This window comes from Streptomyces hazeniae, assembly GCF_031845485.1.
GTDB lineage: Bacteria > Actinomycetota > Actinomycetes > Streptomycetales > Streptomycetaceae > Streptomyces > Streptomyces hazeniae.
The window spans coordinates 39,153-62,898 of record NZ_JAVREQ010000013.1 but is presented as its reverse complement, the minus strand read 5'-3'; the positions used below and the strand labels follow the sequence as shown (position 1 = coordinate 62,898).

The following is a 23,746-nucleotide window of genomic DNA, read 5'->3' as shown; positions in this document are numbered from 1 at the left end:
GCGCCGCCCGGGGAGGGTGGTCAGGGGCCGGCGACGAGGCGGTTGGCGGCGGCGGCCTTGGCGGACTCCAGCAGGGCGAGGAGTACGTTCTTGCTGGAGCTGCGGTGGCGGACGTCGCACATGATGACCGGCGCCGGGGTGCGCAGGTTGAGGGCGGTGCGGATCTGGTCGGTGCTGAACTCGCGGCGTCCGTAGAAGCAGTTGACGCCCACGGCGAAGGGGATGCCGCGCTGCTCGAAGAAGTCCACGGAGGCGAAGCAGTCGCTCATCCGGCGGGGGTCGGCGAGGACGACGGCGCCGATGGCGCCGAGCGAGAGGTCGTCCCACATGAACCAGAAGCGGTCCTGGCCGGGGGTGCCGAAGAGGTACAGGACGTGGTCGGCGTCCAAAGTGATGCGGCCGAAGTCCATGGCGACCGTGGTGGTCTTCTTGTCCGGCGTGCCGGCGAGGTCGTCCACGCCGAGGCTCGCCGTGGTCATGTACTCCTCGGTCTCCAGCGGCGCCACTTCGCTGACCGAGCCGATCATGGTGGTCTTGCCGACGCCGAAGCCGCCCGCGATGAGGATCTTCAGTGCCGTCGGCATCGCGACGGGGCCATTCATCCGGTCAGAGTTCGCGTATACCACGAATGACCCTTTCCAGTAGTTCCACGCTCGGTGCGCCGGACTCCGTGCCGGGCACCTTGATGGTGATCATCGATCTGTCGAGCAGGTCGCCGCAGAGCACCTTGACCACGCTCGGGGGGAGGTCCAGACGGGCGGCGACCTCGGCGACCGCCAGCGGCCGCTCCCGGCAGAGTTCGAGGATGGCCGCCGACTCCGACTGGTCCACGTACCCGGGCGGCAGCATCGAGGGTCCGGTGGCTCTGACCAGCGTGATCAGGGTGAAGTCGGACCGGTCGTGGCTGGTGCGTCCCTGGGTGACCGTGTAGGGCCGGACGAGGTAGCCGGCCCCCTCGTCGAACCACGGCCTGTCCTTCGGAATGCTCAATTCCCCCTGCTGTGCCCGTGGGAGGCGACCTCCGTGCGTGGTGCGGCACTGAGGTATTCCCCGACCTTCTGAACGATCATCGCCATCTCGTACGCGGCTATCCCCGCGTCCACCTGATCCGATGCCAGGACGGCCAGTCGGGCACCGTATCCGGCATTGGTCACGAAGAGGAAGGCGTTGTCCATCTCGATCACGGTCTGCCGGACCTGGCCGCCGGAGAAGTGGCGGGCGACGCCGTGCGAAAGGCTCTGCAGTCCGCTGGCGACCGCGGAGAGGTGCTCGGCGTCGTCACGGGCCATGCCCTCCGACCAGGCCAGCGTCAGACCGTCCTGGGAGAGCAGGATGGCGTGGTGCACTTCGGGAACACCGGCCACCAGATTGTTGAGAAGCCAGTTCAGGTCGCCGCTGGCGGTGGGCTGGGTCATCGTCGTGTGTTCTTCCTCAAGATTCCTGGGAACCGGTGCCGTACTCCGGCCTGTCCATCGGCGCCTCGTGACCGCCGGCGGGGGGTGCCGGCGTCGAGGGCGTGGACGACGAAGCGGGCGATGGGGGCGGAGGGGGCGGAACGGGCCGCGTGTTGCGTGCACGCCGGTTGGCCGACTGGATCGCGCCGATGGCCGCGCCCGCCCTGTCGGGGGACGGCGGGCCGGCGCTCTCCGGCGACTCGTTCGGCGAACGGCGCAGCGGGGCGGCGAGGTTCTCGCCCCGGACCCGGGTCGGGAGGGTCTTCGGCATGGCGATCCCGTCCGGCCCGGGAGGGCTGTCGGCAGAGGCGGCGGAGGGCTCGGGAGCCCGCTCGGCCGACGGTGCGGAGGTGCGCTGGGGAAGGGGAGGCGGAGGCGGCGCGGCGGAGGTACCGCTGCCGTGGTCGGGCCCGCGGCCGTGGTCGCGGCCGTATTCGGGTGCGGCACCGGGGCCGTGCCCGGGTCCGTCCTCAGGGCCCGGGTAGAGGCCGGCACCGCCGGACATGCGGGCGGAACCGTGGTCGTAGCCACCGCCGTAGGCGCGGTCGTGACCCTGCTCGGGGCCCTGCCCGGACGGGAGTCCGGGGGCGTGCCCGGGGGTCCGGGCGTAGGCGGGTTCGAGCGAGGGGCCGGAGCCGTACGAGGCGGCGGGGGCCGGGGCGTGTGGTGCGGGTGCCGGATCTGCGGCCGGGGGCTGCTCGGAGCGCGCGGCCGCCTCCGACAGGCCCGCGTCCGCGGCCGGTTCGTCAGTGCTTGGCAGAAGACCTGCACCTCCGTACGAGGGAAAGCCGTCGCTGTCGTCGCTCGCGGACGCCACGGCGGCCATGGTCATGCCGGATCCGCTCCCCGCCCCCGCGGGTGCCGGTCCGACGGATGCCGCTGCGGCCGGGGCCGGGGAGGCCGGGGCCGCGGCGGCGGCGGGGAGCGCGGAGGCTGCCGCCGGTTCGGCGGGCAGCGCGGTCTCGCTCACCGAGGAGGACGCGCCCAGGAGCCCGGCACCGGCCGGCATCGGCCGGTCGGCGCTCTCCTGGCGCCGGTCCACGATGCTGGACAGCAGCGACTTGGTCTCCTCCAGCAGCTCGTGCGGCAGCAGCACGATGGCCAGCGTGCCGCCGTAGTGGGAGCGGCGGAGGGAGACTTCGAGGTGGTGGCGGCGGGCGAGGCGGGCGACCACGAAGAGGCCGAGGCGCGGAGTCTCGCCCAGCGACATCATGTCGAGGCGGGGCGGCTCGGACAGCAGCCGGTTGATGTGGGCGTACTTGGCTTCCGGCATGCCCAGGCCGCGGTCCTCGACCTCGAGGGCGAGGCCGTTGGCGACGTGGGAAGCGCTTACGGAGACCTTGGTCTCCGGCGGGGAGAAGGCGGTGCCGTTCTCGATGAGCTCCGCGAGGAGGTGCACGACGTCGGCGACGGCCGGACCGACCAGGGACACCTGGGGAGCGGGCTGGGCGTCGACGCGGCGGTAGTCCTCGGTCTCGGATATCGCGCTGCGCAGCACTTCGTAGATCGGTACGGCCCGGCTCCAGCGGCGCACGGGCGGGGCGCCGCCGAGGATCACCAGGTTCTCGGTGTGCCGGCGGACGCGGGTGGCGAGGTGGTCGACCGCGAAGATGTCCTTCAGCAGGTCGGAGTCGTGGTGCTTGCGCTCCAGCTCGTCCAGCTTGGGGATGAGTCGGGAGATCAGCACCTGGGTGCGGCGGGCCAGTCCGAGGAACACCTGCTCGGAGCCTTCGCGGCCGCGGGCCTGTTCGGCGAGGGTGTCGCCGACGGACTTGCGCAGCTGGTGCAGCGCGTAGGCCATGGCGCCGACCTCGTCGTCGCCGTGGCTGCGGTCCGGTGCGGGCTCCTCGGGGAGCTTCTTGTCGCCGGTGGTGAGCTGCCGTACGAGCTGCGGCAGTCCGGTTCCGGCCAGTTCCACGGTCTCCCGGTGGAGCCGGTGGAGGCGGCCGGTGAGCCCGCGGGAGTACCGCCAGACCAGCAGACAGGTGGTGATGAGCACGGCGCCGGCGATGATGCTGCCGATGGCGACCCACATCACCAGCTCGTCGGCGCGCGCCGGGTTCTCCTCCGTCTGCCGTTCGACGACCAGCGCGGTGGCCGCGAACGCCCAGAGCCCGACGAGAACGATGACAGGTGTCACTGTCAGCAGGACGAGCGAGTGTGTCAGGGACTTACCGTGCACGGCTCTGTGTGCCGTAGGCCTACTTGACAAACCTGGCATCTGGGTCCTCGTGCGAAGGTGTCAGCAAGGAGTTTCAGTGGGTTCCGCCCACGCCAAGCGCCTTTCGCGCAGCGTCGGTTGACCGGTCATCGTCGCGTACCGACTGACTGCCGAACCGTATCAGGGTCGTAGTGCGCCTTCGACAGTAAGAGGAGAGCTCGGTAGACGGGGGTCCCATTCGCCCGGATAGCGACGCCACACGGACACGACCGGTGACGCATGTGTGCGTGAACGACGCCGTCCGCTCACCTTCCGTTCACATGGCGGCCAGCAGTTGAGGGGTGTAGAGCGCCTTGATGGTGGCGGCTCCGGCGACGATGTCGAAGTAGGTGGCGGTGAGCTCCGCGTCCTTGGCGACGGCGCGCAGCAGGGTGAGCCGCTGGTCGTGCACCTCCAGCCGGGCGGCGGACAGCGTGCCCTGGTAGCCGTCGCTCAGTGCCTCGTCGCGCTCGAGCGCGTACCCGGCGAGCGCGGCGTCCAGCCCGGCGGGGTCGTGGAGGTCGGCGCCGACGTGCCGGACCAGGCACTCGGCCTGGAAGAAGGCGTCGCTGATGCCGCGCGCGGTGATGGAGTCCTTGTGGTGACCGGCGTCGCCGACCAGGGCCCAGCCGGGGCCGGCGGCCTGCCGGAAGTAGTTCTGCTGGTCGCCGGTACCGCGCAGCCGCTCCATCGGCAGCCGGCCGCGCAGCCGGTCGGCGAGGGCGGGCGCGGTGGTGCGTATCTGCTCGAGATAGGCGCGCTGCGCGTCGGTGCGCACCTCGTCGAAGCGGTCCTGCGGGAAGTAGGCGAGCACCAGCGTCGCGGCGTCGTTGGTGGGGACGGCGGCCACCCAGGCGCCGGGGCGCTCGTACAGCTCGAAGCAGGCGGGGACGTCGTCCCAGTAGGAGTAGTAGGCGCAGGTGAGGCGCGAGTCCTCGACGGTGAAGGGGGCCTCGACGAGCCGGGCGACGGTGGAGCGCATCCCGTCCGCGCCGATGACCAGCGGCGCGTGCTCGGTGAAGCGCCGGCCGCCGTAGGTGCCCTGCACGCCGACGACGCGTCCGGTCTCGTCGTGCAGGAGGGCGTTCACGGAGCAGCGTTCACGGACCTCGACGCCTGCTTCGGCCGCCGCCTCCACCAGCAGGGCGTCGAGCACGCGGCGGCGCGGGGCGTAGCCCGCACGCTGGCCGTCGACGCCGTGGCCGCAGCCCTCCAGGCGGACGTCCGCGACCTCGTAGACGGCACGTTCCAGCGGCGGGCAGCCGGTGGCGCGCAGCCGGTCGAGCAGACCCCAGCGGGCGAGCGTGGCGACTCCGGGCTGGTGGATGAGGTGGGTGGAGAGGGTGTCGGACGGAAACTCCGCCCGGTCCATCAGCAGCACCCGGTATCCGGCGCGGGCGAGCAGCATGGCCGTCGGGGAGCCCGCGCAGCGGGCGCCGACCACGATGGCGTCGAACATGTACGGCCTCACAGGTCTTCGGGGCGTGCTCACGGGGCGTGCTCGCAGTGCTCTCGCGGTTCACGTGGTCCGGCCGGGCTTCACCGGGCCGTCGGCGCGGACTGCCCGACCCGGGCGAGCACCGCGTGGCGGTCGATCTTGCCGTTGGTGTTGTGCGGCATCTCGGCCAGCACCTCGATGCGCCGGGGCAGCATGTACTCCGGCAGCCTGTCGCGCAGCCCGGCGAACAGGGTGTCCGCGTCGAGGCCGGTGCCGCTGACGGCGGCGACCAGTTCCTGCTGGCCGTCCGGTCCGGGGACGGCGACGACGGCGGCCTCGGTCACACCGGGCCGGGTGCGCAACGGGCCCTCGACCTCGCCGAGTTCGATGCGGTAGCCGCGGACCTTGACCTGGTGGTCGGTGCGGCCGAGGTGCACCAGCCCGAAGTCCTCCCGGGCCACCCGGTCGCCGGTGCGGTACCAGTGCGCCTCGGTGAGCGGCCCGTTGCCGTCGTACGGGTGGACGGTGCCGTCGTCGTCGATGGCGAGGAAGCGTCCGGCGTCGTCGGCGGCGTCCAGGTAGCCGGGGAAGCGCTGCGGACCGCGTACGCACAGCTCCCCGACGTCGCCCGGCCGGCCCTGCTCGTCGAGCACCACGACCTCGGTGGTGGGGTACGGCTCGCCGATCGGCATGGTGCCGTTCGGCGTCTGCGGCCAGTCCTCGACGCGTGGGCCGGGACGATACTGGGTGCAGGAGATGGTGGTCTCCGTCGGCCCGTACAGCACTTCGAGGGTGGAGCGGGGCGCGGCGGCCTGCCAGGCGCGGGCCAGCGGCGCGGGCAGCGCCTCGCCGCCGAAGATGCTCCAGCGCAGGTCCGGCATGCTGTCCGGGCGCAGGGTTCCCAGTCGGGAGGCGAACGACGCGATCGCGGGCACCGAGAACCAGTGCGTGAGGCGGCGGGAGTTGACGAACTTCACCGGCGCCATGAGCTGCGCCTGGGTCGGGACGACCAGAGTGCCGCCGGAGGCCCAGGCGACGAACAGGTCGTGCACCGAGCCGTCGAAGGTGAGCTCGAAGGACTGGGAGAGCCGGGAGCCGGGACCGATGGCGTACCGCTGGGCGATGTGCGCCAGGTGGGTGCAGATGTTGCGGTGCAGGACCGGCACGCCCTTCGGAGTGCCGGTGGAGCCGGAGGTGAAGATCACGTACGCCACGTCGTCCGGTCCCGCCGGTCCGGGCTCGGCGGCGACGGTGGCGGCGTGGTCGGCGCCCGGAGTGACGTCGTCCCGGTCCAGGAGCAGCAGCGGTACGCCGGTCTCCTTCCCGGCCTCGGCGTCCTCGGCGATCGTCAGGTCGAGGCCGGCCGCCCCCGCGACGGCCGCGTTGCGGCCGGGCGGGAAGCCCGGGTTGAGCGGCACCACGGTGGCGCCGGTGCGCAGGATCGCGAGGTAGCCGACGTAGGCGGCGGCCGTACGTCCGGCGAGCAGGCCCACCCGGCGGGGCGGCGCTCCGCCGGCGGCGGCGGTGAGACGGGCGGCGGCACGGTCGGCGAGATGCCGCAGCTCGGCGTACGTCAGGCGCTCGTCGCCGATCTCCAGGGCGGTGGCGTCGGGGTGGGCGGCCGCCGCGCGGGAGAAGACCTCGTAGAGCGTTCTCGGCGCGGTGGTGTTCGCGGTGGTGCTCGCGGCGGTCATGCGACCTTCGCCTCCAGGCCGGAGATCCACGCGCGGAAGGCGCGCACGGTGCGCAGCTCCGCCAGGTCTTCGATGTCGACCTCCAGCCCGTGCTGTTCGGCCAGCTGGAGCACGATGCCGAGGCGGGCGAGGGAGTCGATGCCGATCTCCGCGAGCTGCGAGTCGTCCGAGTAGGCGGTACGGGCGTGTTCGCGCAGCACCCGGCCGGCGAGGTCCGGTGCCTCGCCGTCCGCGTCCAGATCGGGGGTCTCGCCCGCCCAGTAGCGGCGCGTCTGCCAGGCGTAGTGCGGCAGCGGCACGAAGCGCCCGGCCTGCGGGAACACCTCGGCCCAGGGCGGGAGTACGCCGGCCCGGTACTGCTCGGCGGCGGCCTCCAGCAGCTCCCGGCGCTTGACGTCGGCGGACCGCAGGCCCAGGTAGCGCTCCGCCATGCTGGCCAGCGCGCCCTTGCGCCGGTCCTGGCCGGCGGGCGGTTCGGCCGGCGGGACGGCGTCCGGCACGGCGGTGACCTGAAGTGCTTCCGCCAGCTCCTCGTGGGTGGCCCCGATCACGGCGAGCCGGTGCTGGTGGTGCTCTCTGCGGGTGGCGGCGCTGAAGCAGACGTCGGCCAGCGGAAGGACCGAGCCGCGCCCGCCGGGGGACAGGTAGCGGACGTACGCCTCGGCGAGGTCCGCGAGCGCCTGCGGCGAGCGCGCGGACACGGCGAGCAGCTGCGGCTCGGCGACGTGTTCCGGTGCGGGAGCCAGCGCCGGGTCGATCGCACGGGTCTGGCCCTGGCTGAGCACCAGGTGGGCGTTGAGGCAGGACGCGCCCTGACCGGAGACACCGGCCAGCAGCGGCCGTTCACGGCCGGAGAGGTCCTGCGGTTTGGCGGGCAGCTCCAGCGGCAGTTCGTCCCAGGGGACCAGGGGGTTGGGGGTGTCGAAGTGCAGGTTTCCGGGGACCTGCTCGTGCTCCAGACACAGCACCGTCTTGATGAGGCCGGCGATGCTTCCGGCCGCTTCGGCGTGCCCGATATTGGTCTTGACCGATCCGACCAGGCAGGGCCGCTCCGCGGGCCTGCCCTCGCCCAGGACGCGGCCGAGCGCGCCGAGTTCGAGGTGGTCGAGTGAGGGCGAGCCGGTGCCGTGCGCCTCCACGAAGTCGATGTCCGCCGGATTCACCCCGGCATCCTCGTACGCCCACCGCAGTACGTCCAGTTGCCCCTCGAGGGAGGGCAGCAGAAGCGAGTCGCCGGTGCCGCCGTCGTTGCCGACGGCGCTGCCGCGGATGACGGCGCGTATCCGGTCGCCGTCGGCGAGCGCGGCGGCCAGCGGCTTGAGGACGACCACGCCGACACCGTCGCTCGGCGAGTAGCCGTCGGCGCCCGCGTCGCCGAACTTGCTGCGTCCGTCGCGGGCGAGGGTGCCGGCCTGGGTCATCATCACGCCCTCGTCGGGACGCAGCGGGATGTTGACCCCTGCGGCGAGGGCGAGGGGTATCTCCCCGGCGCGCATCGCCTGCACGGCGGAGTGCACGGCGGAGAGCGACGAGGAGCAGGCGGTGTCGACCAGGATGCTGGGGCCGCGCAGGTCGAGGGCGCGGGAGACGCGTCCGGGCAGCAGGGGACGGAAGTTGTGGAAGTAGGAGGGCGCGACGGACTGGAGGCCCTGGCGGAACTGGTTCTCCAGGTAGTCGGCCCGGGTGTTGCCGACGTAGACGCCGGTGCGGCTCCCCGCGAGGGTGCCGGCGCACTGTCCGGCGTCCTCCAGAGCCTCCCAGGACGTCATGAGCAGCAGGCGTGCCTGCGGGTCGAGTTCGGCGGCCTCGGTGGGGGACATGCCGAAGAACTCGGCGTCGAAGTCGCCGGCCCCTTCGACGTAGCCCGCCCGGCGGGCGGCGAGGGTACCGGGCTCGGATCCGGCGGAGTAGAGGGCTTCGACGTCGTAGCGTTCCGCCGGGGTCTCGCTCGTCGCGTCGATGCCGGCCTCGAGTAGTTCCCACAACCGATCGGCATCCGCCGCACCGGGGAACCGGCAGGCCAGGCCGATGACAGCCACGGAGCGCTCATCGACATCTCCTGCGGACCTGCCACCCATCGGAACTCTCCTTCGCTGCGTTGTGTGCTTGTTTCTTGACCGGCCGTCGACAAGCGAACCCGCCAATGATCAATGACGGAAGCGCATACGTGAACCCGGAGGACGCGAGCTGAACCACACACTCCGGTTTTACCTGGGGGGCCGATTGTCCTACGCAAGGACGAATCAGGCCCATCGACATGAAGCCAACTGGCGCAAAGTCACCGGGTGTCGGTTAAACACGCAGGACTGTGGACAGCCTGAGAGATTGACCACACGGCAACTGATACCGGCATGTGCCTGCGGCAGCAGTCACCGCTTGTCCCTGATGTTGCCCGGGGGGCGGTGCGGAAGACGATATTCTGGTTTCATGGGCGGCCATGGACCCCCTGACGCCCGATCAGCCTGATGACGCCGAGCGGCGTCGGCGACGCCTGCAGCGCCTCGGCCTCAACGCACCGGACCCCGAGGCCGAATTCGACCGCACGGCGCGGATCGCCGCAAGCCTGACCCAGGCTCCGCTCGCCATGGTCAACTTCATCAACGACAAGCAGCAGATGTTCCGCGGCATGTACGCCCCGCGGTCCGGCGACGACGACGGCCAGGAGCGCCGCGCCGTCTCCTTCGACCTCAGCGACATCCCGGACATCCCCCGCTCCGCCCCCACCGACTACGGCTTCTGCCCGCACGTCGTCGCACAGGGCGCACAGCTCGCCCTCGACGACGTCTTCGACTACCCCCGTTTCAAGGGCAACCCGCTGGTCAACGAGATGGGCGTGCGGGCCTACCTCGGTACGCCGCTGCGCGACCACACCGGCGTCATCCTGGGCACGGTGTGCGTCGCCGACATGCGGCCCCGCGAGTGGGACCGCGGCGTGAAGGAGAGCATGCAGCAGCTCGCCGAGACGCTGCTGTCGGAGTTCCGCCTGCGCGACAGCCTGCTCACGCAGCAGGAGGAGATGTTCGCCGTCTTCGACGGCGCCCCCTGGCCCATCATGCTCACCGAGGGCCCCAAGCACGTGCTGCGCTACGCCAACGGCCGCCAGGGCGACGCGTTCGGCCGCGTCCAGCGCCTCAGCGAGGGCCGTACGGTGCTGCCCGGCCTGGACACGGTCGGCGTCTTCAAGGCGATGGACGACGCGTACCGCACCGGCCAGACGACCACCCTGGCGGAGGCGCGCCTCATCACGCGGGACGCCGACACCCCGCAGACGTACTCCTTCACCTGCACTCCGGTGCGCCTCTCCCCGAACGCGCCGGTCAGCGGCATTCTCACGGTCGCGATGAACATCACCTCGCGCCCGGCGACGGAGGACCCGCAGCAGGTCGCCGCCGAGTTCACCCAGCAGCTCGCGCAGTTCGGCACCGGCGACGGGTGGACGCAGCAGCACGGCGGCCCCAGCGGCATGTACCTGCGGTAAGGCCGTCCTCGGGTGCGGGGCGAAGCCCCGCACCCCGGCCGCGTGCCCGGCGCGGAACCGTTCGGCTGCGCCGGGCGGGTGCGGCGGGGGTCAGTCGGCGTCGCCCTCGAGGTCGCCCTCGGCTTCGAGCAGCACCTCCCGGAGCGCCGCGACCGCGGCGGGGTCCGGCTTCTCCCACATGCCGCGCGACTCGGCCTCCAGCAGCCGCTCCGCGATGCCGTGCAGCGCCCACGGGTTGGCCTGCTGGAGGAACTCCCGGTTCTCCGGGTCCAGTACGTAGGTTTCGGCCAGCTTGTCGTACATCCAGTCGGCGACCACGCCCGTGGTGGCGTCGTAGCCGAAGAGGTAGTCGACCGTGGCGGCCAGTTCGAAGGCGCCCTTGTACCCGTGGCGACGCATCGCCGCGATCCAGCGGGGGTTGACCACGCGGGCGCGGAAGACGCGTGAGGTCTCCTCCACCAGGGTGCGGGTGCGTACGGTCTCGGGACGCGTGGAGTCCCCGATGTACGCCTCCGGCGCGCTGCCGCGCAGCGCACGCACGGTGGCCACCATGCCGCCGTGGTACTGGAAGTAGTCGTCCGAGTCGGCGATGTCGTGCTCGCGGGTGTCGGTGTTCTTCGCCGCCACCGCGATGCGCCGGTAGGCGCTCTCCATCGCCTCCCGGGCCGGCGCCCCGTCCAGCCCGCGGCCGTAGGCGTATCCGCCCCACACCGTGTAGACCTCGGCCAGATCGGCGTCGGTGCGCCAGTCGCGGGAGTCGATCAGCTGGAGCAGGCCGGCGCCGTACGTGCCCGGTCGGGAGCCGAAGATGCGGGTGGTGGCGCGGCGTTCGTCGCCGTGCTCGGCGATCTCGGCGCGGGTGTGCGCCCGGACGTGGTTGTCCTGGTCCGGCTCGTCGAGGGACGCGGCGAGCCGGACGGCGTCGTCCAGCAGGCCGACGGTGTGCGGGAACGCGTCCCGGAAGAAGCCCGAGATGCGCAGCGTCACGTCGATGCGCGGGCGCCCCAGCTCCTCCAGGGGCACCGGTTCCAGGCCGGTGACGCGCCGGGACGCGTCGTCCCACACGGGCCGTACGCCCAGCAGCGCCAGCGCCTCGGCCACGTCGTCCCCGGCGGTGCGCATCGCACTGGTGCCCCACAGCGACAGGCCCACGGAGGCCGGCCACGCGCCGTTGTCGGTGCGGTAGCGCTCCAGCAGCGAGTCGGCGAGCGCCTGCCCCGTCTCCCACGCGAGGCGCGAGGGCACGGCCTTGGGGTCCACGGAGTAGAAGTTGCGGCCGGTCGGCAGCACGTTGACCAGCCCGCGCAGCGGTGAGCCGGACGGCCCGGCCGGCACGAACCCGCCGGCCAGCGCGTGCACCGCGTGGTCGATCTCGTCCGTCGTGGCGGCCAGCCTGGGCACCACCTCGCGGGCGGCGAACCCCAGGATGCGGGCCACCTGTTCGTTCTCCCCCGCGGCCACCCCGGAGACCGCGGACGGTTCCCAGCCGGCGTCCTCCATGGCCTGCACCAGCGCCCGCGCCCGCTCCTCCGCCGCGTCGGCGGCCGTACGGGTCGCCGCGGCCTCGTCCAGGCCCAGTGCTTCGCGCAGGCCGGGGAGGGCGGAGGTGCCGCCCCAGATCTGACGGGCCCGCAGCACCGCCAGCACCAGGTTGACGCGCTCCGGTCCGGTCGGGGCACCGCCCAGGACGTGCAGGCCGTCGCGGATCTGCGCGTCCTTCACCTCGCACAGCCAGCCGTCCACGTGCAGCAGGAAGTCGTCGAAGCCGTCGTCGTCCGGACGGTCCGCCATCCCGAGATCGTGGTCGAGCTTCGCGGCCTGGATCAGCGTCCAGATCTGGGCGCGGATGGCGGGCAGTTTGGCCGGGTCCATCGCGGAGATCTGCGCGTACTCGTCGAGGAGCTGCTCCAGGCGCGCGATGTCGCCGTAGGAGTCGGCGCGGGCCATCGGCGGCACCAGGTGGTCGATCAGCGTGGCGTGCACCCGACGTTTGGCCTGCGTGCCCTCGCCCGGGTCGTTGACCAGGAAGGGGTACACCAGCGGCAGGTCGCCCAGCGCCGCGTCGGGCGCGCAGCCCGCGGACAGGCCGGCGTTCTTGCCGGGCAGCCACTCCAGGTTGCCGTGCTTGCCCAGGTGGATCATCGCGTCCGCGCCGAAACCCCCCTCCCCGTCCGGGGCGGCGATCCAGCGGTACGCGGCCAGGTAGTGGTGCGACGGGGGCAGGTCGGGGTCGTGGTAGATCGCGACCGGGTTCTCCCCGAAGCCGCGCGGCGGCTGGATCAGCACCAGCAGGTTCCCGAACCGCAGCGCGGCGAGCACGATGTCGCCCTCGTCGTTGCGGCTGCGGTCGACGAACATCTCCCCCGGCGGCGGCCCCCAGTGCTCCTCCACGGCCTCCCGCAGCGCCGGGTCCAGCTCGGCGAACCAGCGCCGGTAGTCGGCCGCCGGGATGCGCACCGGGTTGCGGGCCAACTGCTCCTCGGTCAGCCAGTCCTGATCGTGGCCGCCCGCGTCGATCAGGGCGCGGATCAGCTCGTCGCCGTCTCCGGATGCCAGCCCCGGAATCTCGGCGTCGCCGAAGTCGTAGCCCTCGGCGCGCAGCCGGCGCAGCAGCGCCACGGCGCTGGCGGGCGTGTCGAGGCCGACCGCGTTGCCGATCCGGGAGTGCTTCGTCGGGTACGCGGACAGCACCAGGGCGATCCGCTTGTCCGCGGGCGGCACGTGGCGCAGGCGGGCGTGCCGGACGGCGATCCCCGCGACGCGGGCGGCCCGTTCGCGGTCGGGCACGTAGGCGGGCAGGCCGTCCGGGTCGATCTCCTTGAAGGAGAACGGGACGGTGATCAGCCGCCCGTCGAACTCCGGGACGGCGATCTGGCCGGCCGCGTCCAGCGGGGACACGCCCTCGTCGTTCTCCTCCCAGGCGGCACGCGAACCCGTCAGGCACAGCGCCTGGAGGATCGGCACGTCCAGCGAGGTGAGCGCGCCCGCGTCCCAGGACTCGTCGTCGCCGCCCGCCGACGCCTCGGCGGGGCGGGTGCCGCCCGCCGCCAGCACGGTGGTGACGAGCGCGTCGGCCGCGCGCAGTGCGTCGATCAGCTCCGGCTCGGGAGCACGCAGGGACGCCACGTACAGGGGGAGCGCGCGGGCGCCCGCCTCCTCCAGCGCAGCGCACAACACCTCCACGAAGGCCGTGTTGCCGCTCATGTGATGCGCCCGGTAGTAGAGGACGGCGACCGTGGGGGCGCCGTCGGCGGGTGCGGGGGCCGTGCGTTCCAGCGGGCCCCAGGTCGGCGCGGCGGCGGGCGGCTCGAAGCCGTGTCCGGTGAGCAGCACCGTGTCGGACAGGAACCGCGCGAGCTGCTCGAGGTTGCCGGGACCGCCGTGCGCGAGGTAGCGGTGCGCCTCGGCGGCGATCCCGACGGGCACCGTCGACGCCGCCATCAGCTGGGCGTCCGGGGCCTGTTCACCGGTCAGCACCACCACCGGCCGGTCCCCGGCGAGCAGCGCGTCCAGCCCGTCCTCCCAGGCCCGCAGCCCGCCCAGCAGCCGGACGACGACCAGGCCGGTGCCGTCCAGGAGCCCCGGCAGGTCGTCCAGGTCCAGGCGGGAGGGGTTGGCGAAGCGGTAGCGCACGGGACCGCCGGCCGCGCGGGCGCTGAGCAGGTCGGTGTCGGACGTCGACAGCAGCAGGACGGCGGGGGAGCCGGACGGGTCGGAGGAGTCGGAGGAGTCGGGTGCGGATCCGGGGGAGTCGGCGGGCTGCGGGTCTCGTTCCGCGGGCGAAAGCGGCATGCGACGTGAAGCCTTCCTCGGGGTGTCCACGCCCCGGGCGGTGTCGGACGGCGGGAGTTCCTGGCTCGTCCGGTTCCTCTTCACCGGACTCACAGTGGCGGGACCGCGCCGGAGTCGCACCGGGCTTCCTCCCCTGTCGCCGTCAACGGCGATGACGGGCATACGACCCGCCGACCAGCATCGTAAGCGCAACGCGGGTGCTCCGGGCCGTGATCCGGGGCATACGGTCCGGGCGTCGTCCGTCTGTATGCTCGCCGCGATGCCGACGCCCCGTGGCCGCACCTCAGCGAGCCCTGCCCCCGTGACGGCCCCCGTCCGGGGCCGTCACGACGCCTGCCCGGGCGCGCTGCGGCTGCACGCCGCGGACGACGGCGCCCTGGCACGGGTACGGGTGCCCGGCGGTGCGCTCACCGCCGCGCAGGCACACCTGCTCGCCGACACGGCGGACCGTCTCGGCGACGGCGCCCTCCACCTCACCTCGCGTGGCAACGTCCAGCTCCGCGGACTCGCCGCCGGCTGCGGCGCCCAACTCGCCGCCCGGCTGCGGGAGGCGGGGCTGCTGCCCTCCGCCGCGCACGAACGGGTGCGCAACGTGGTGGCCACCCCCCTGTCCGGCCTGGACGCCCGCGGGCACGCCGACGTCAGGCCGTGGGTCCGGGAGTTGGACCGCCTGCTGTGCGCCGACCCGGGTGCCACCGGTCTTTCCGGGCGCTTCCTCTTCGCCTTCGACGACGGCCGCGGCGACGTCGCCGCCCTGGGTGCCGACGTGACGGTGACGGCGGCGACGCCCGCGCCGGGTGCCGACGGCACGGCGGACGCGTCCGGCACGGCCGTGGTCCGGGTCGGCACCTCCGGCGCGGCGGTCACCGTCCCGGCGGCGGACGCCCCCGGCGCCGCGCTGTACGCCGCGCAGACCTTCCTCGCCCTCGGCACCGGCGCCTGGCGCGTCTCCGACGCCCCGGACACGGCCGCCGCCGTCACCGAGGCGCTCCGCACCCGCTTCGGACGGCCGTCCCCCGTACCGGGCGCGGGCCCCGCCACGGGTGACGGGCACGACGCCGGCGCCCCACGCGTACGCGACGCCGCCGGGGCGGGCCGCGCAACCCCGGGCGTGCACGTCGAAGGGGCGGGGCCCGCGCCCGGAGTGGTCGTGGCGCCCGGGGGCGTGCACGCCGCCCTGTGCGTGACCGCGCCGCTGGGAACCCTCACGTCCGCGCAGGCGCGCCTGCTCGCCGACCTGGCGCTCACCCGGGGCACCCGCGTACTCCGCGTCACCCCGTGGCGCGGCGTCGTCGTGCCGGGACTCGCGTCGGCCGCAGCGCCCACCGCGCTCGCGGAGACCGGAGCGGCCGGCCTGGTCACCTCGGCCGCCTCGCCGTGGTTCGGCCTCGGTGCCTGCGCGGGACGCCCGGGCTGCGCGGCGTCGCTGTCCGACGTACGCGCGGACGCCCGCGCCGCGGCCGCCGGCCATGACTCCCGGCCGCCGCTGCCGGTGTACCTGTCGGGCTGCACCCGGCGGTGCGGACGTCCGAAGGGCCCGCACGTGGACGCCGTCGCCACCGGCGACAGCCGCTACGAGGTGTCCGTGCCCGGCACGGACGACGCGGGGGAGTTCGCCGCCGCGCTCACCGCCACCGCGGCGGCACGCACCACCGCCGACGGGTGACCAGATGAGCGGCGACCAGACGACCGGGACCATCGAGAGGGGCGGGGCCACCCACATGCACGGGACCGACGACCACCGTGGCGCAGGCCACGCAGGCGCCTACGCGTACGAGAAGGACGGCGCGGCCATCTACCGGCAGTCCTTCGCCACCATCCGGGCGGAGGCGGACCTCGACGGGCTCCCCCCGGACGTGGCGCAGGTCGCGGTGCGCATGATCCACGCCTGCGGCATGGTCGACCTCGTCCGCGATCTCGCCTTCTCCCCCGGCGCCGTCGCGCGGGCCCGCACGGCCCTCCGTGCCGGTGCGCCCGTCCTCTGCGACGTGCAGATGGTGGCCAGCGGCGTGACCCGCAAACGACTGCCCGCCGGCAACGACGTGGTGTGCACACTGTCCGACCCGTCCGTGCCGGAGCTGGCCGCGCAGTTGGGCACCACCCGCAGCGCCGCCGCGATGGAACTGTGGGGCGACCGGCTGGACGGCGGCGTCGTCGCCGTCGGCAACGCGCCGACGGCCCTGTTCCGGCTGCTGGAGATGATCGACGCGGGAGCCCCGCGCCCCGCCGCCGTCATCGGCGTGCCGGTCGGTTTCGTCGGCGCCGTCGAGTCGAAGGCCGCCCTCGCCGCCCACCCGGCCGGCCTGGAACACCTGGTGGTGCGCGGCAGGCGCGGCGGCAGCGCGCTCGCCGCGGCCGCGCTCAACGCGATCGCGAGCGAGGAAGAGTGAACGCCCCCACCCCCGCCTCCGGTTACCCCGTCCCCGTGGACGCCGCCTCCGGTACGGGACGGCTGTACGGCGTCGGACTCGGCCCCGGCGACCCGTCGTTGATGACGATGCGCGCCGTCGAAGCCCTCGCGGCCGCCGACGTGGTCGCCTACCACAGCGCCCGCCACGGCCGTTCCATCGCGCGTTCCATCGCCGCACGGCACATCCGGGAGGACCACGTCGAGGAGGCGCTGGTCTACCCCGTCACGACGGAGGGGACCGACCATCCCGGCGGATACCGCGGGGCGCTGGACGACTTCTACACCGAGGCCGCCGCACGCCTCGCCGCACACCTGGACGCGGGTCTGACGGTCGCCGTGCTCGCGGAGGGCGACCCGTTCTTCTACGGCTCCTACATGCACATGCACAAGCGACTCGCCCACCGCTACCCGACCGAGGTCATCCCGGGCGTCACCTCGGTCAGCGCGGCGGCCGCCCGCCTGGGGACCCCGCTGGTCGAGGGCGAGGAGGTGCTGACGATCCTGCCCGGCACCCTGCCGGAGGAAGAGCTGACGGCACGGCTCGCCGCCACCGACGCGGCGGCGGTGATGAAGCTCGGCCGCACCTTCCCGCACGTGCGCCGCGCGCTGGAACGCTCCGGCCGGCTGGACGAGGCCCTGTACGTCGAGCGGGCGACCATGCCCGGCGAACGCACCGGGCGGCTGGCCGGCACCGACGCCGGCACGGTGCCCTACTTCTCCCTGGCCGTACTGCCCAGCCGGGTGGACGCGCCGCGGCCCGAACGCGCCGCCGGGGACGGCGAGGTGGTGGTCGTCGGCACCGGCCCGGCCGGGCCCTCATGGCTCACCCCCGAGACCCGCGGCGCCCTTGCAGGGGCCGACGACCTGGTCGGCTACACCACCTACCTGGACCGGGTGCCCGTCCGGCCGGGTCAGCTCCGCCACGGCTCGGACAACAAGGTGGAGGCGGAGCGCGCCGAGTTCGCCCTCGACCTGGCCCGGCGCGGGCGCCGGGTGGCGGTGGTCTCCGGCGGCGACCCGGGCGTCTTCGCCATGGCCACCGCCGTGCTGGAGGCCGCGGCGGAGGAGCCCTACCGCGACGTGCCGGTGCGGGTACTGCCCGGCCTGACCGCCGCCAACGCGGCCGCCGCGCGCGCGGGCGCGCCGCTGGGGCACGACTACGCGGCGCTCTCCCTGTCCGACCGGCTCAAGCCGTGGGAGGTCGTCGCCCGGCGGCTGCACGCCGCAGCCGCCGCCGACCTCGTGCTGGCGCTGTACAACCCCGGCTCCCGCAGCCGCACCTGGCAGGTCGGCAAGGCCCGCGAACTGCTGCTGGAGCACCGTGCGCCGGACACCCCGGTGGTCGTCGCCCGCGACGTGGGCGGGGAGGGCGAACGCGTCCGCGTCGTCCGCCTCGCCGACCTCGACCCGGCCACGGTGGACATGCGCACCCTGCTCATCGTCGGCTCCTCCCAGACCCGCGTCGCCACGCGCGGCCACGGGATCGGTGACGGGATCGGTGACGGGATCGGTGAGGGCAGGGGCGACGGCACCGGTCACCAGGTCGTCTGGACCCCCCGGCGGTACCCGGAAAGCTGAGGGCCCGGTGGCCGGTCGCCGTGCGGTGGCCGGTCGCGGTGCGGTGGCCGGTCGCGGGCCGCGGGCAGCTGCGGAGGGCGGGTACCGCCCCCACCCCCTCACCCGCCCCCGCCCCGGAGGGTGGTGCGCAGCCATGCCGCGGCGGCGTCGGGGGTGGACACCTCGGGAACGTCCTCCGGGGTGGGCGGGCGGCGCACGAGGATCACCGGGACGCCCGCCTCCCGGGCGGCGGCCAGCTTGGGGGCGGTGGCGGAGCCGCCGCTGTCCTTGGTGACCAGCACCTCCACGCGGTGCCTCCGCAGCAGCTCGCGCTCCCCTGCCAGGGTGAAGGGGCCGCGATCCAGGAGCACCTCCGCGCGCGGCGGGCACGCCCCCTCGGGCGGGTCGACGGTACGCACCAGGAACCAGGCGTCGCGGACCCCGGCGAAAGCGGCCAGACCCAGGCGTCCCGTGGTGAGGAAGACGCGCCGGCCCAGCGTGGGCAGCAGCGCGGCGGCGGCCGGGAGGTCGGCAGCCGGGTGCCAGTCGTCTCCGGGACCCGGGGCCCAGCCGGGCCGGCGCACCGCCAGCAGGGGAACATGGGTGGTGGCGGCCGCCCGGGCCGCGTGGAAGCCGATGGTGCCGGCGAAGGGATGGGTGGCATCGATGAGCGCGTCGACCCGTTGCTCGCGCAGCCACCGCGCCATGCCCTCCGCGCCGCCGAAGCCCCCGACGCGCACCTCACCCGGCGGCGGCACCGGCCGCCGTACCCGGCCTGCCAGCGACGAGGTCACCCGCAGCCCGGGCCAGACCGCCCGGTCGGCCAGCAGCTCGGCGAGGCCGCGGGCCTCGGTCGTGCCGCCCAGGATCAGCACGTGCACGCGGGGCTCCTCTCGTGGGTGACGCCGTGAGTGAGGGCGGGCGGGACGCCCAACTGAAGCACACCGGTCTCCGCCCCGGCTGGACGACCGGCGCCTGCGCGACGGCGTCCGCCACGGCCGCGTACACGGCGCTGCTGACCGGCGAGTTCCCGGACCCGGTGACCATCACCCTCCCCAAGGGGCAGACCCCGTCGTTCGCCCTCGCCGTGGAGGAGGCCGGCGACGGATGGGCCACCGCCGGGGTGGTGAAGGACGCCGGCGACGACCCGGACGTCACGCACGGCGCGCTGGTCCGCGCCACCGTACGGCCGCTGCCCGCCGGCTCCGGCGTCGTCTTCCGCGCCGGGCCCGGCGTCGGCACGGTCACCCGGCCGGGCCTGCCGCTGGAGGTGGGCGAACCGGCGGTGAACCCCGTGCCGCGGCAGATGATGCGGGACCACGTGGCGCGGGTCGCGGCCGCGCACGGCGGCGGCGGGGACGTGGAGCTCACCTTGTCCGTCGACCACGGCGAGGAGATCGCCCGCTCGACGTGGAACCCGCGCCTGGGCATCCTCGGCGGCCTGTCGATCCTCGGGACTACCGGGATCGTGGTGCCGTACTCGTGCTCCGCCTGGATCGACTCGATCCGGCGCGGGGTGGACGTCGCCCGCGCGGCCGGGCGTACCCACCTCGCCGGGTGCACCGGCTCCACGTCGGAGCGGACCGTGGTCGCGGAGTACGGGCTGCCGGAGGACGCGCTGCTGGACATGGGCGACTTCGCCGGGGCGGTCCTGAAGTACGTGCGACGGCACCCGGTGGAGCGGCTGACGGTCTGCGGCGGCTTCGCCAAGCTGTCGAAGCTGGCGGCGGGTCACCTGGACCTGCACTCGGCGCGTTCCCAGGTCGACAAGGGGTTCCTGGCGGCGCTGGCCCGCGAGGGCGGTGCCGGGGAGGCCCTGGCCGCCGAGGTGGCCTCGGCGAACACGGGCCTGGCGGCCCTGCAGCTGTGCGCGGCGGCGGGCGTTCCGCTGGGCGACCTGGTCGCGGTCGCGGCGCGTGACCAGGCGCTGCACGTGCTGCGCGGCGCGCCGGTGGCGGTGGACGTGGTGTGCGTCGACCGGGCCGGCACGGTGGTGGGCCGCAGTACGGTCCGCTGAGCCGCTGGGCGGTCCGCCGCGCGGCTGGGCGGTCCGCCGCGCGGCTGGGCGGTCCGCCGCGTCCGGTGCGATCCGGGCCCCGCACCCAGCGGCGTGGCCGCCCGGGAAGCCCGGACGGCCACGCATGCAGAGGACGACCGCTCAACCGCAGTCGGCCCGTGTCAGTCGCCGAAGTCGATGCAGACCGGCCCGGCGAAGGAGGTGTTGATGCCCTCCTCCTGCTCCAGCCACTGGTTGCAGGCCACGGTGACCTCGACCTCTTCCGGGCCGCCGTTCGCGCAGGCGGCGGCGGTGCCGGCACCGGCGAACAGGGCGGTGGCGGCGAGGGCCGCAGCAGCGGCAACGGTACGAACGGACATCAGAACCTCCTTGTACGGGCGAAGCGGAATGTCTTCGCACGAACATTCACGCAGCCCGCAGAAGCCGGTGCCCGTTTTGCGCCTCCGGACGGGTCATCAGCCGGCGTCCATCCGTGGTGGCGGCCCGTCAGCACCGGCCTCCGGCCCTCCCGCACGGCCCCCCGGCCGTCCCGCGCCGCCCTCCGGCGCGCACGCGTGCCGCACGCGAGCGGGTGAATACAGGTGGCTGTCAGGGAAGTTCTCCGCGGCCAGGGTACGGCCGACGAGGATGACGGCGGTGCGGCGCACCCCGGCCGCCCGCACCTGGTCCGCGATGTCGGCGAGGGTGCCGCGCAGGATCACCTCGTCCGGGCGGCTGGCCAGGGCGACCACGGCGGCAGGGCAGTCCGCGCCGTAGTGCGGCAGCAGCTCCTCCACCACGCGGTCGGCGTACGCCGCTGCGAGGTGGAGCACCAGCAGGGCGCCGCTGCGGCCGAGTGTCGCCAGGTCCTCTCCCTCCGGCATGGCGGTGGCGCGCTGCGCGACACGAGTGAGGATCACGGTCTGACCGACCGTCGGAACCGTCAGCTCCCGCCGCAGCGCCGCGGCCGCCGCGGCGAACGCCGGCACACCGGGCACCACCTCGTACGGCACGCCCGCCGCGTCCAGGCGGCGCATCTGTTCCGCGACGGCGCTGAACACGGACGGGTCACCCGAGTGGAGGCGTGCCACGTCGTGTCCGGCCTCGTGCGCGCGGACGAACTCCGCGGTGATCTCGTCCAGGTCGAGCTGCGCGGTGTCCACCAGCCGTGCGTGCGGCGGGCACTCGTCGAGCAGCTCGCGCGGCACCAGGCTGCCGGCGTACAGGCAGACGTCGCAGGCGGCGAGGGTACGGGCGCCGCGCAGCGTGATCAGGTCGGCGGCGCCGGGACCGGCGCCGATGAAGTGGACGGTCAACTCTGGGCTCCGGAGGGGGAGTCGGATGTGAGCGGCTTGCGTACCGCCCACTGGGTGACGGGCATGGCCTGCCCCCAGCCGGTGAACGAGCCCACCGGGACGGCGTGCGCGACCGCGAGCCGCACCAGTTCCCCGCCGTGCCGGCGGCGGCGCTCGGCGAGCAGCGCCTCGGACTCGAGGGTGACGGTGTTGGCGACGAGACGGCCGCCGGGCGGCAGGGCGTCCCAGCAGGCGTCGAGCAGCCCGGGCGCGGTCAGCCCGCCGCCGACGAACACCGCGTCCGGCGTGGGCAGTCCGGCCAGCGCCTCCGGCGCGGCGCCGGACACCACCCGCAGGGCGGGGACGCCGAGCGTGTGCGCGTTGCGGGTGATGCGCTCGGCCCGATGCGGGTCGCGCTCGACGGCGACGGCACGGCAGGACGGGTGGGCGCGCATCCACTCCACCCCGACGGAACCGGAACCTCCGCCCACGTCCCACAGCAGTTCGCCGGGGGCAGGTGCCAGTGCGGCCAGCGTCGCGGCGCGGACGTGGCGCTTCGTCAGCTGGCCGTCGTGCTCGTACGCCTCGTCGGGGAGCCCGGGCACCGCACCGAGCGGCAACGCACCGGGCGCGCGGCGGCACTCCACGGCGACGACGTTCAGCGGGTCGCCGGGCGGGTGCGGCCAGTCGTCCGCGGTCCCGTCACGGACGACCTCACCGGCGCCGCCGAGCTGCTCCAGCACACGCACCCGGCTGGGGCCGTAGCCGCGTTCCCGCAGCAGCGCCGCGACCTCGACGGGGGTGCCGGCTCCCGAGCCGAGTACGAGCAGGCGGCGCCCGGGGTGCATGACGACGGCCAGCCGCGCGAGGGGCCGGCCCACGGCGCTCACCACTTCGGTGTCCTCCAGGGGCCAGCCGAGCCGCGCGCACGCGTACGACACCGACGACGGGTGCGGCAGCACCCGCAGCCCGCCCGGTCCGGCCTCCTCGGCCAGCGCCCGGCCGACGCCGTAGTGGAAGGGGTCGCCGCTGGCCAGCACGGCGAGCCGGCGCCCGGCGTACGCAGCGAGCAGCCGCGGCACCGCGGGCCGCAACGGCGACGGCCACGCCACCCGCTCGCCGCGGCACTCCGCGGGCAGCAACTCCAGCTGGCGTACGCCGCCGAGGACCGCATCGGCCTCCCGGAGCGCCGTCCGCGACGCCTCGGGCAACCCGCCCCACCCGTCGGCCCCGATCCCGACGACGGTCACACCCACGGACAGCTCTCCCGCCGACGACCAGCCACGACGGCCGACTCTAGCCCCGCCCGTCCCCCGTGCCCCCACCCCTGTGGCCGGTCTCACCCGCGGGCCAGGGTCCGCATACTCAACTGCGTGCCGATGACGGCCCCAGCCGAGGCGCCGCTCACCAGGTCCGCGTCCCCGAGTTCGAGCTCGGCGTCGGCGAGCCCGGCGAGGATGCCGATGGCCCGGGCTTCGCCGTTCAGCGCTCCACCGCCCAGGACGAGCGTCCTGCGTGCTTCCTCCCCCATGACGGGCAAAGGCGGCCGTGGACCCTCGTGGCCAAACCCTCCCCCGGCGATTAAGGTAAGGCTAACCTAATTCACACGGACTGAAGGCCGGCCACGTGCGGCGAGACCGGGAAGACGAGGAGGGGAACGTGGCGAAGCACGGCTGGGAGGGCGTCGTCCTCAAACTGATGCGCGGCAAGGACTTCACGTTCACCGTGACCGGGACCGAGGACGTCACCGACCACTACCGGCGGCTCGGGTTCACCGACGGCGGCATGCTCGCCGCCACCGGCGTGCACCCGACGATGTGGGTGCGGATGTGGTTCACCGACGCCGGGAAGCCGCACCAGCGGGCGTACACCCTGGTCGACCCGGACACCGAAGCCGGCACGTTCACGGTCGAGTTCGCACTGCACGACGGCCCCGCCGCCGACTGGGCGCGCAAGGCCCAGCCCGGGGACACCGTCGAGGCCACCGTGCAGGGCACCGGCTTCACCGCGCCCGACCCGCTGCCGCAGCGGATGGTCGTGATCGGTGACACGGCCTCGCTCCCGGCGGTCAACTCGCTCCTCGACGCACTCCCCCAGACCCCCGCCACGCTCTGGCTGGAGACCCAGCACGTCTCCGACGACGACCTGCCGCTGCGCCACGACCCGGCCCGGCACGAGGTGCACCGCGTCCCGCGCGAGGACGCGGGCGGGCGCCTGGTGGCCGAGGTCAGGGCCGCGCTTCCGGCGCTGCTGGAGGAGCACGGCGGCCCGGCGGGCGCGTACGTGTGGATCGCCTGCGACACGGCGACGACCCGCGCGCTGGGCGCGTACGTCCGCAGGGAACTCGGCGTGCCCGGACAGCGCGTCGACGCCCTCGGCTACTGGCAGCCCCCGAAGGACCCCGGCCCCGCGTCCGCGGCGGCGTAGGTCCC

General features: G+C 74.2%; 19 protein-coding genes and 1 riboswitch. Of the genes, 6 read left to right on the top strand and 13 right to left on the bottom strand.

Translation table 11 applies throughout. The features are described from left to right. Positions 1-20: 20 nt before the first annotated feature. The 7 genes from RM572_RS15685 to RM572_RS15655 form a co-directional block, all read right to left on the bottom strand. Complete coding sequence (locus RM572_RS15685; RefSeq protein WP_078529461.1) at positions 21-602, bottom strand: GTP-binding protein; 582 nt, start codon at positions 600-602, stop codon at positions 21-23. 4 nt (positions 603-606) lie between these two features. After that, positions 607-990 carry a DUF742 domain-containing protein gene (locus RM572_RS15680; protein ID WP_027765312.1) on the bottom strand — a complete coding sequence of 128 codons (384 nt, stop codon included), beginning with the start codon at positions 988-990 and terminating at the stop codon, positions 607-609. Next, complete coding sequence (locus tag RM572_RS15675; protein ID WP_027765313.1) at positions 987-1,415, bottom strand: roadblock/LC7 domain-containing protein; 429 nt, start codon at positions 1,413-1,415, stop codon at positions 987-989. Before RM572_RS15675 ends, RM572_RS15680 begins: the two co-directional genes overlap by 4 nt. A 16-nt stretch (positions 1,416-1,431) precedes the next feature. Continuing rightward, positions 1,432-3,594, bottom strand: coding sequence for a sensor histidine kinase (locus RM572_RS15670; protein ID WP_311673968.1), 2,163 nt, complete (start codon positions 3,592-3,594; stop codon positions 1,432-1,434). Positions 3,595-3,931: 337 nt separating this feature from the next. Beyond that, on the bottom strand, positions 3,932-5,113 hold the full coding sequence (locus RM572_RS15665; protein WP_311673967.1) for an NAD(P)/FAD-dependent oxidoreductase: 1,182 nt from the start codon (positions 5,111-5,113) through the stop codon (positions 3,932-3,934). 80 nt (positions 5,114-5,193) lie between these two features. Beyond that, positions 5,194-6,786, bottom strand: a complete 1,593-nt coding sequence (locus RM572_RS15660; protein ID WP_311673966.1) for an amino acid adenylation domain-containing protein — start codon at positions 6,784-6,786, stop codon at positions 5,194-5,196. Beyond that, entirely contained in the window at positions 6,783-8,825 is a 2,043-nt protein-coding gene (locus RM572_RS15655; protein WP_311673965.1) for a beta-ketoacyl synthase N-terminal-like domain-containing protein, read from the bottom strand. Before RM572_RS15655 ends, RM572_RS15660 begins: the two co-directional genes overlap by 4 nt. A gap of 398 nt (positions 8,826-9,223) precedes the next feature. Here RM572_RS15655 and RM572_RS15650 point away from each other — a divergent pair, with 398 nt between their 5' ends. Continuing rightward, positions 9,224-10,264, top strand: coding sequence for a GAF domain-containing protein (locus RM572_RS15650; protein ID WP_311673964.1), 1,041 nt, complete (start codon positions 9,224-9,226; stop codon positions 10,262-10,264). Between the two features lie 90 nt (positions 10,265-10,354). On the opposite strand, the gene cobN is transcribed toward RM572_RS15650, so the two are convergent. Then, a complete protein-coding gene (gene cobN, locus RM572_RS15645) occupies positions 10,355-14,056 on the bottom strand; it encodes a cobaltochelatase subunit CobN (protein WP_311673963.1) in 3,702 nt (1,233 codons plus the stop codon). A 35-nt stretch (positions 14,057-14,091) separates the two neighbouring features. After that, a riboswitch (cobalamin riboswitch) is annotated at positions 14,092-14,243 on the bottom strand. Between the two features lie 72 nt (positions 14,244-14,315). Here cobN and cobG point away from each other — a divergent pair. Genes cobG through RM572_RS15630 form a run of 3 tightly spaced genes read left to right on the top strand, consistent with a single transcriptional unit; the run spans position 14,316 to position 18,044 of the window. Continuing rightward, positions 14,316-15,722: a precorrin-3B synthase gene (cobG, locus tag RM572_RS15640; RefSeq protein ID WP_311673962.1), complete on the top strand. Its 1,407-nt coding sequence runs from the start codon at positions 14,316-14,318 to the stop codon at positions 15,720-15,722. A gap of 55 nt (positions 15,723-15,777) precedes the next feature. Continuing rightward, positions 15,778-16,446 carry a precorrin-8X methylmutase gene (locus tag RM572_RS15635; protein WP_311674058.1) on the top strand — a complete coding sequence of 223 codons (669 nt, stop codon included), beginning with the start codon at positions 15,778-15,780 and terminating at the stop codon, positions 16,444-16,446. After that, positions 16,443-18,044 (top strand): precorrin-2 C(20)-methyltransferase, encoded by a 1,602-nt coding sequence (locus RM572_RS15630; RefSeq protein WP_311673961.1) that lies wholly within the window; start codon positions 16,443-16,445, stop codon positions 18,042-18,044. Before RM572_RS15635 ends, RM572_RS15630 begins: the two co-directional genes overlap by 4 nt. 98 nt (positions 18,045-18,142) lie before the next feature. Here the strand turns inward: RM572_RS15630 and RM572_RS15625 are convergent, their stop codons facing one another. Continuing rightward, entirely contained in the window at positions 18,143-18,904 is a 762-nt protein-coding gene (locus tag RM572_RS15625; protein WP_311673960.1) for a cobalt-precorrin-6A reductase, read from the bottom strand. A 26-nt stretch (positions 18,905-18,930) separates the two neighbouring features. Here RM572_RS15625 and RM572_RS15620 point away from each other — a divergent pair, with 26 nt between their 5' ends. Then, on the top strand, positions 18,931-20,040 hold the full coding sequence (locus tag RM572_RS15620; RefSeq protein WP_311673959.1) for a cobalt-precorrin-5B (C(1))-methyltransferase: 1,110 nt from the start codon (positions 18,931-18,933) through the stop codon (positions 20,038-20,040). A gap of 161 nt (positions 20,041-20,201) precedes the next feature. Here RM572_RS15620 and RM572_RS15615 read toward each other — a convergent pair whose 3' ends face one another. From RM572_RS15615 to RM572_RS15600, 4 genes are all read right to left on the bottom strand, one after another. Beyond that, on the bottom strand, positions 20,202-20,399 hold the full coding sequence (locus RM572_RS15615; protein WP_037791429.1) for a hypothetical protein: 198 nt from the start codon (positions 20,397-20,399) through the stop codon (positions 20,202-20,204). Between the two features lie 96 nt (positions 20,400-20,495). Next, on the bottom strand, positions 20,496-21,335 hold the full coding sequence (gene cobM, locus RM572_RS15610) for a precorrin-4 C(11)-methyltransferase (RefSeq protein WP_311673958.1): 840 nt from the start codon (positions 21,333-21,335) through the stop codon (positions 20,496-20,498). Beyond that, positions 21,332-22,576 carry a precorrin-6y C5,15-methyltransferase (decarboxylating) subunit CbiE gene (cbiE, locus tag RM572_RS15605; protein WP_394813619.1) on the bottom strand — a complete coding sequence of 415 codons (1,245 nt, stop codon included), beginning with the start codon at positions 22,574-22,576 and terminating at the stop codon, positions 21,332-21,334. Before cbiE ends, cobM begins: the two co-directional genes overlap by 4 nt. Positions 22,577-22,653: 77 nt before the next feature. Then, on the bottom strand, positions 22,654-22,845 hold the full coding sequence (locus RM572_RS15600; protein ID WP_311673957.1) for a hypothetical protein: 192 nt from the start codon (positions 22,843-22,845) through the stop codon (positions 22,654-22,656). 167 nt (positions 22,846-23,012) lie between these two features. Here RM572_RS15600 and RM572_RS15595 point away from each other — a divergent pair, with 167 nt between their 5' ends. Further along, positions 23,013-23,741 carry a siderophore-interacting protein gene (locus RM572_RS15595; RefSeq protein ID WP_311674056.1) on the top strand — a complete coding sequence of 243 codons (729 nt, stop codon included), beginning with the start codon at positions 23,013-23,015 and terminating at the stop codon, positions 23,739-23,741. Positions 23,742-23,746: the final 5 nt, after the last annotated feature.

Excerpts from the sequence above, each read along its gene's own strand:
- RM572_RS15685 (WP_078529461.1), bottom strand. The coding sequence starts at position 602 with ATGAATGGCCCCGTCGCGATGCCGACGGCACTGAAGATCCTCATCGCG.
- RM572_RS15675 (WP_027765313.1), bottom strand. The coding sequence starts at position 1,415 with ATGACCCAGCCCACCGCCAGCGGCGACCTGAACTGGCTTCTCAACAAT.
- RM572_RS15665 (WP_311673967.1), bottom strand. The coding sequence starts at position 5,113 with ATGTTCGACGCCATCGTGGTCGGCGCCCGCTGCGCGGGCTCCCCGACG.
- RM572_RS15660 (WP_311673966.1), bottom strand. The coding sequence starts at position 6,786 with ATGACCGCCGCGAGCACCACCGCGAACACCACCGCGCCGAGAACGCTC.
- RM572_RS15650 (WP_311673964.1), top strand. The coding sequence starts at position 9,224 with ATGGACCCCCTGACGCCCGATCAGCCTGATGACGCCGAGCGGCGTCGG.
- cobN (WP_311673963.1), bottom strand. The coding sequence starts at position 14,056 with ATGCCGCTTTCGCCCGCGGAACGAGACCCGCAGCCCGCCGACTCCCCC.
- cobG (WP_311673962.1), top strand. The coding sequence starts at position 14,316 with ATGCCGACGCCCCGTGGCCGCACCTCAGCGAGCCCTGCCCCCGTGACG.
- RM572_RS15635 (WP_311674058.1), top strand. The coding sequence starts at position 15,778 with ATGCACGGGACCGACGACCACCGTGGCGCAGGCCACGCAGGCGCCTAC.
- RM572_RS15615 (WP_037791429.1), bottom strand. The coding sequence starts at position 20,399 with ATGTCCGTTCGTACCGTTGCCGCTGCTGCGGCCCTCGCCGCCACCGCC.
- RM572_RS15600 (WP_311673957.1), bottom strand. The coding sequence starts at position 22,845 with ATGGGGGAGGAAGCACGCAGGACGCTCGTCCTGGGCGGTGGAGCGCTG.
- RM572_RS15595 (WP_311674056.1), top strand. The coding sequence starts at position 23,013 with ATGCGCGGCAAGGACTTCACGTTCACCGTGACCGGGACCGAGGACGTC.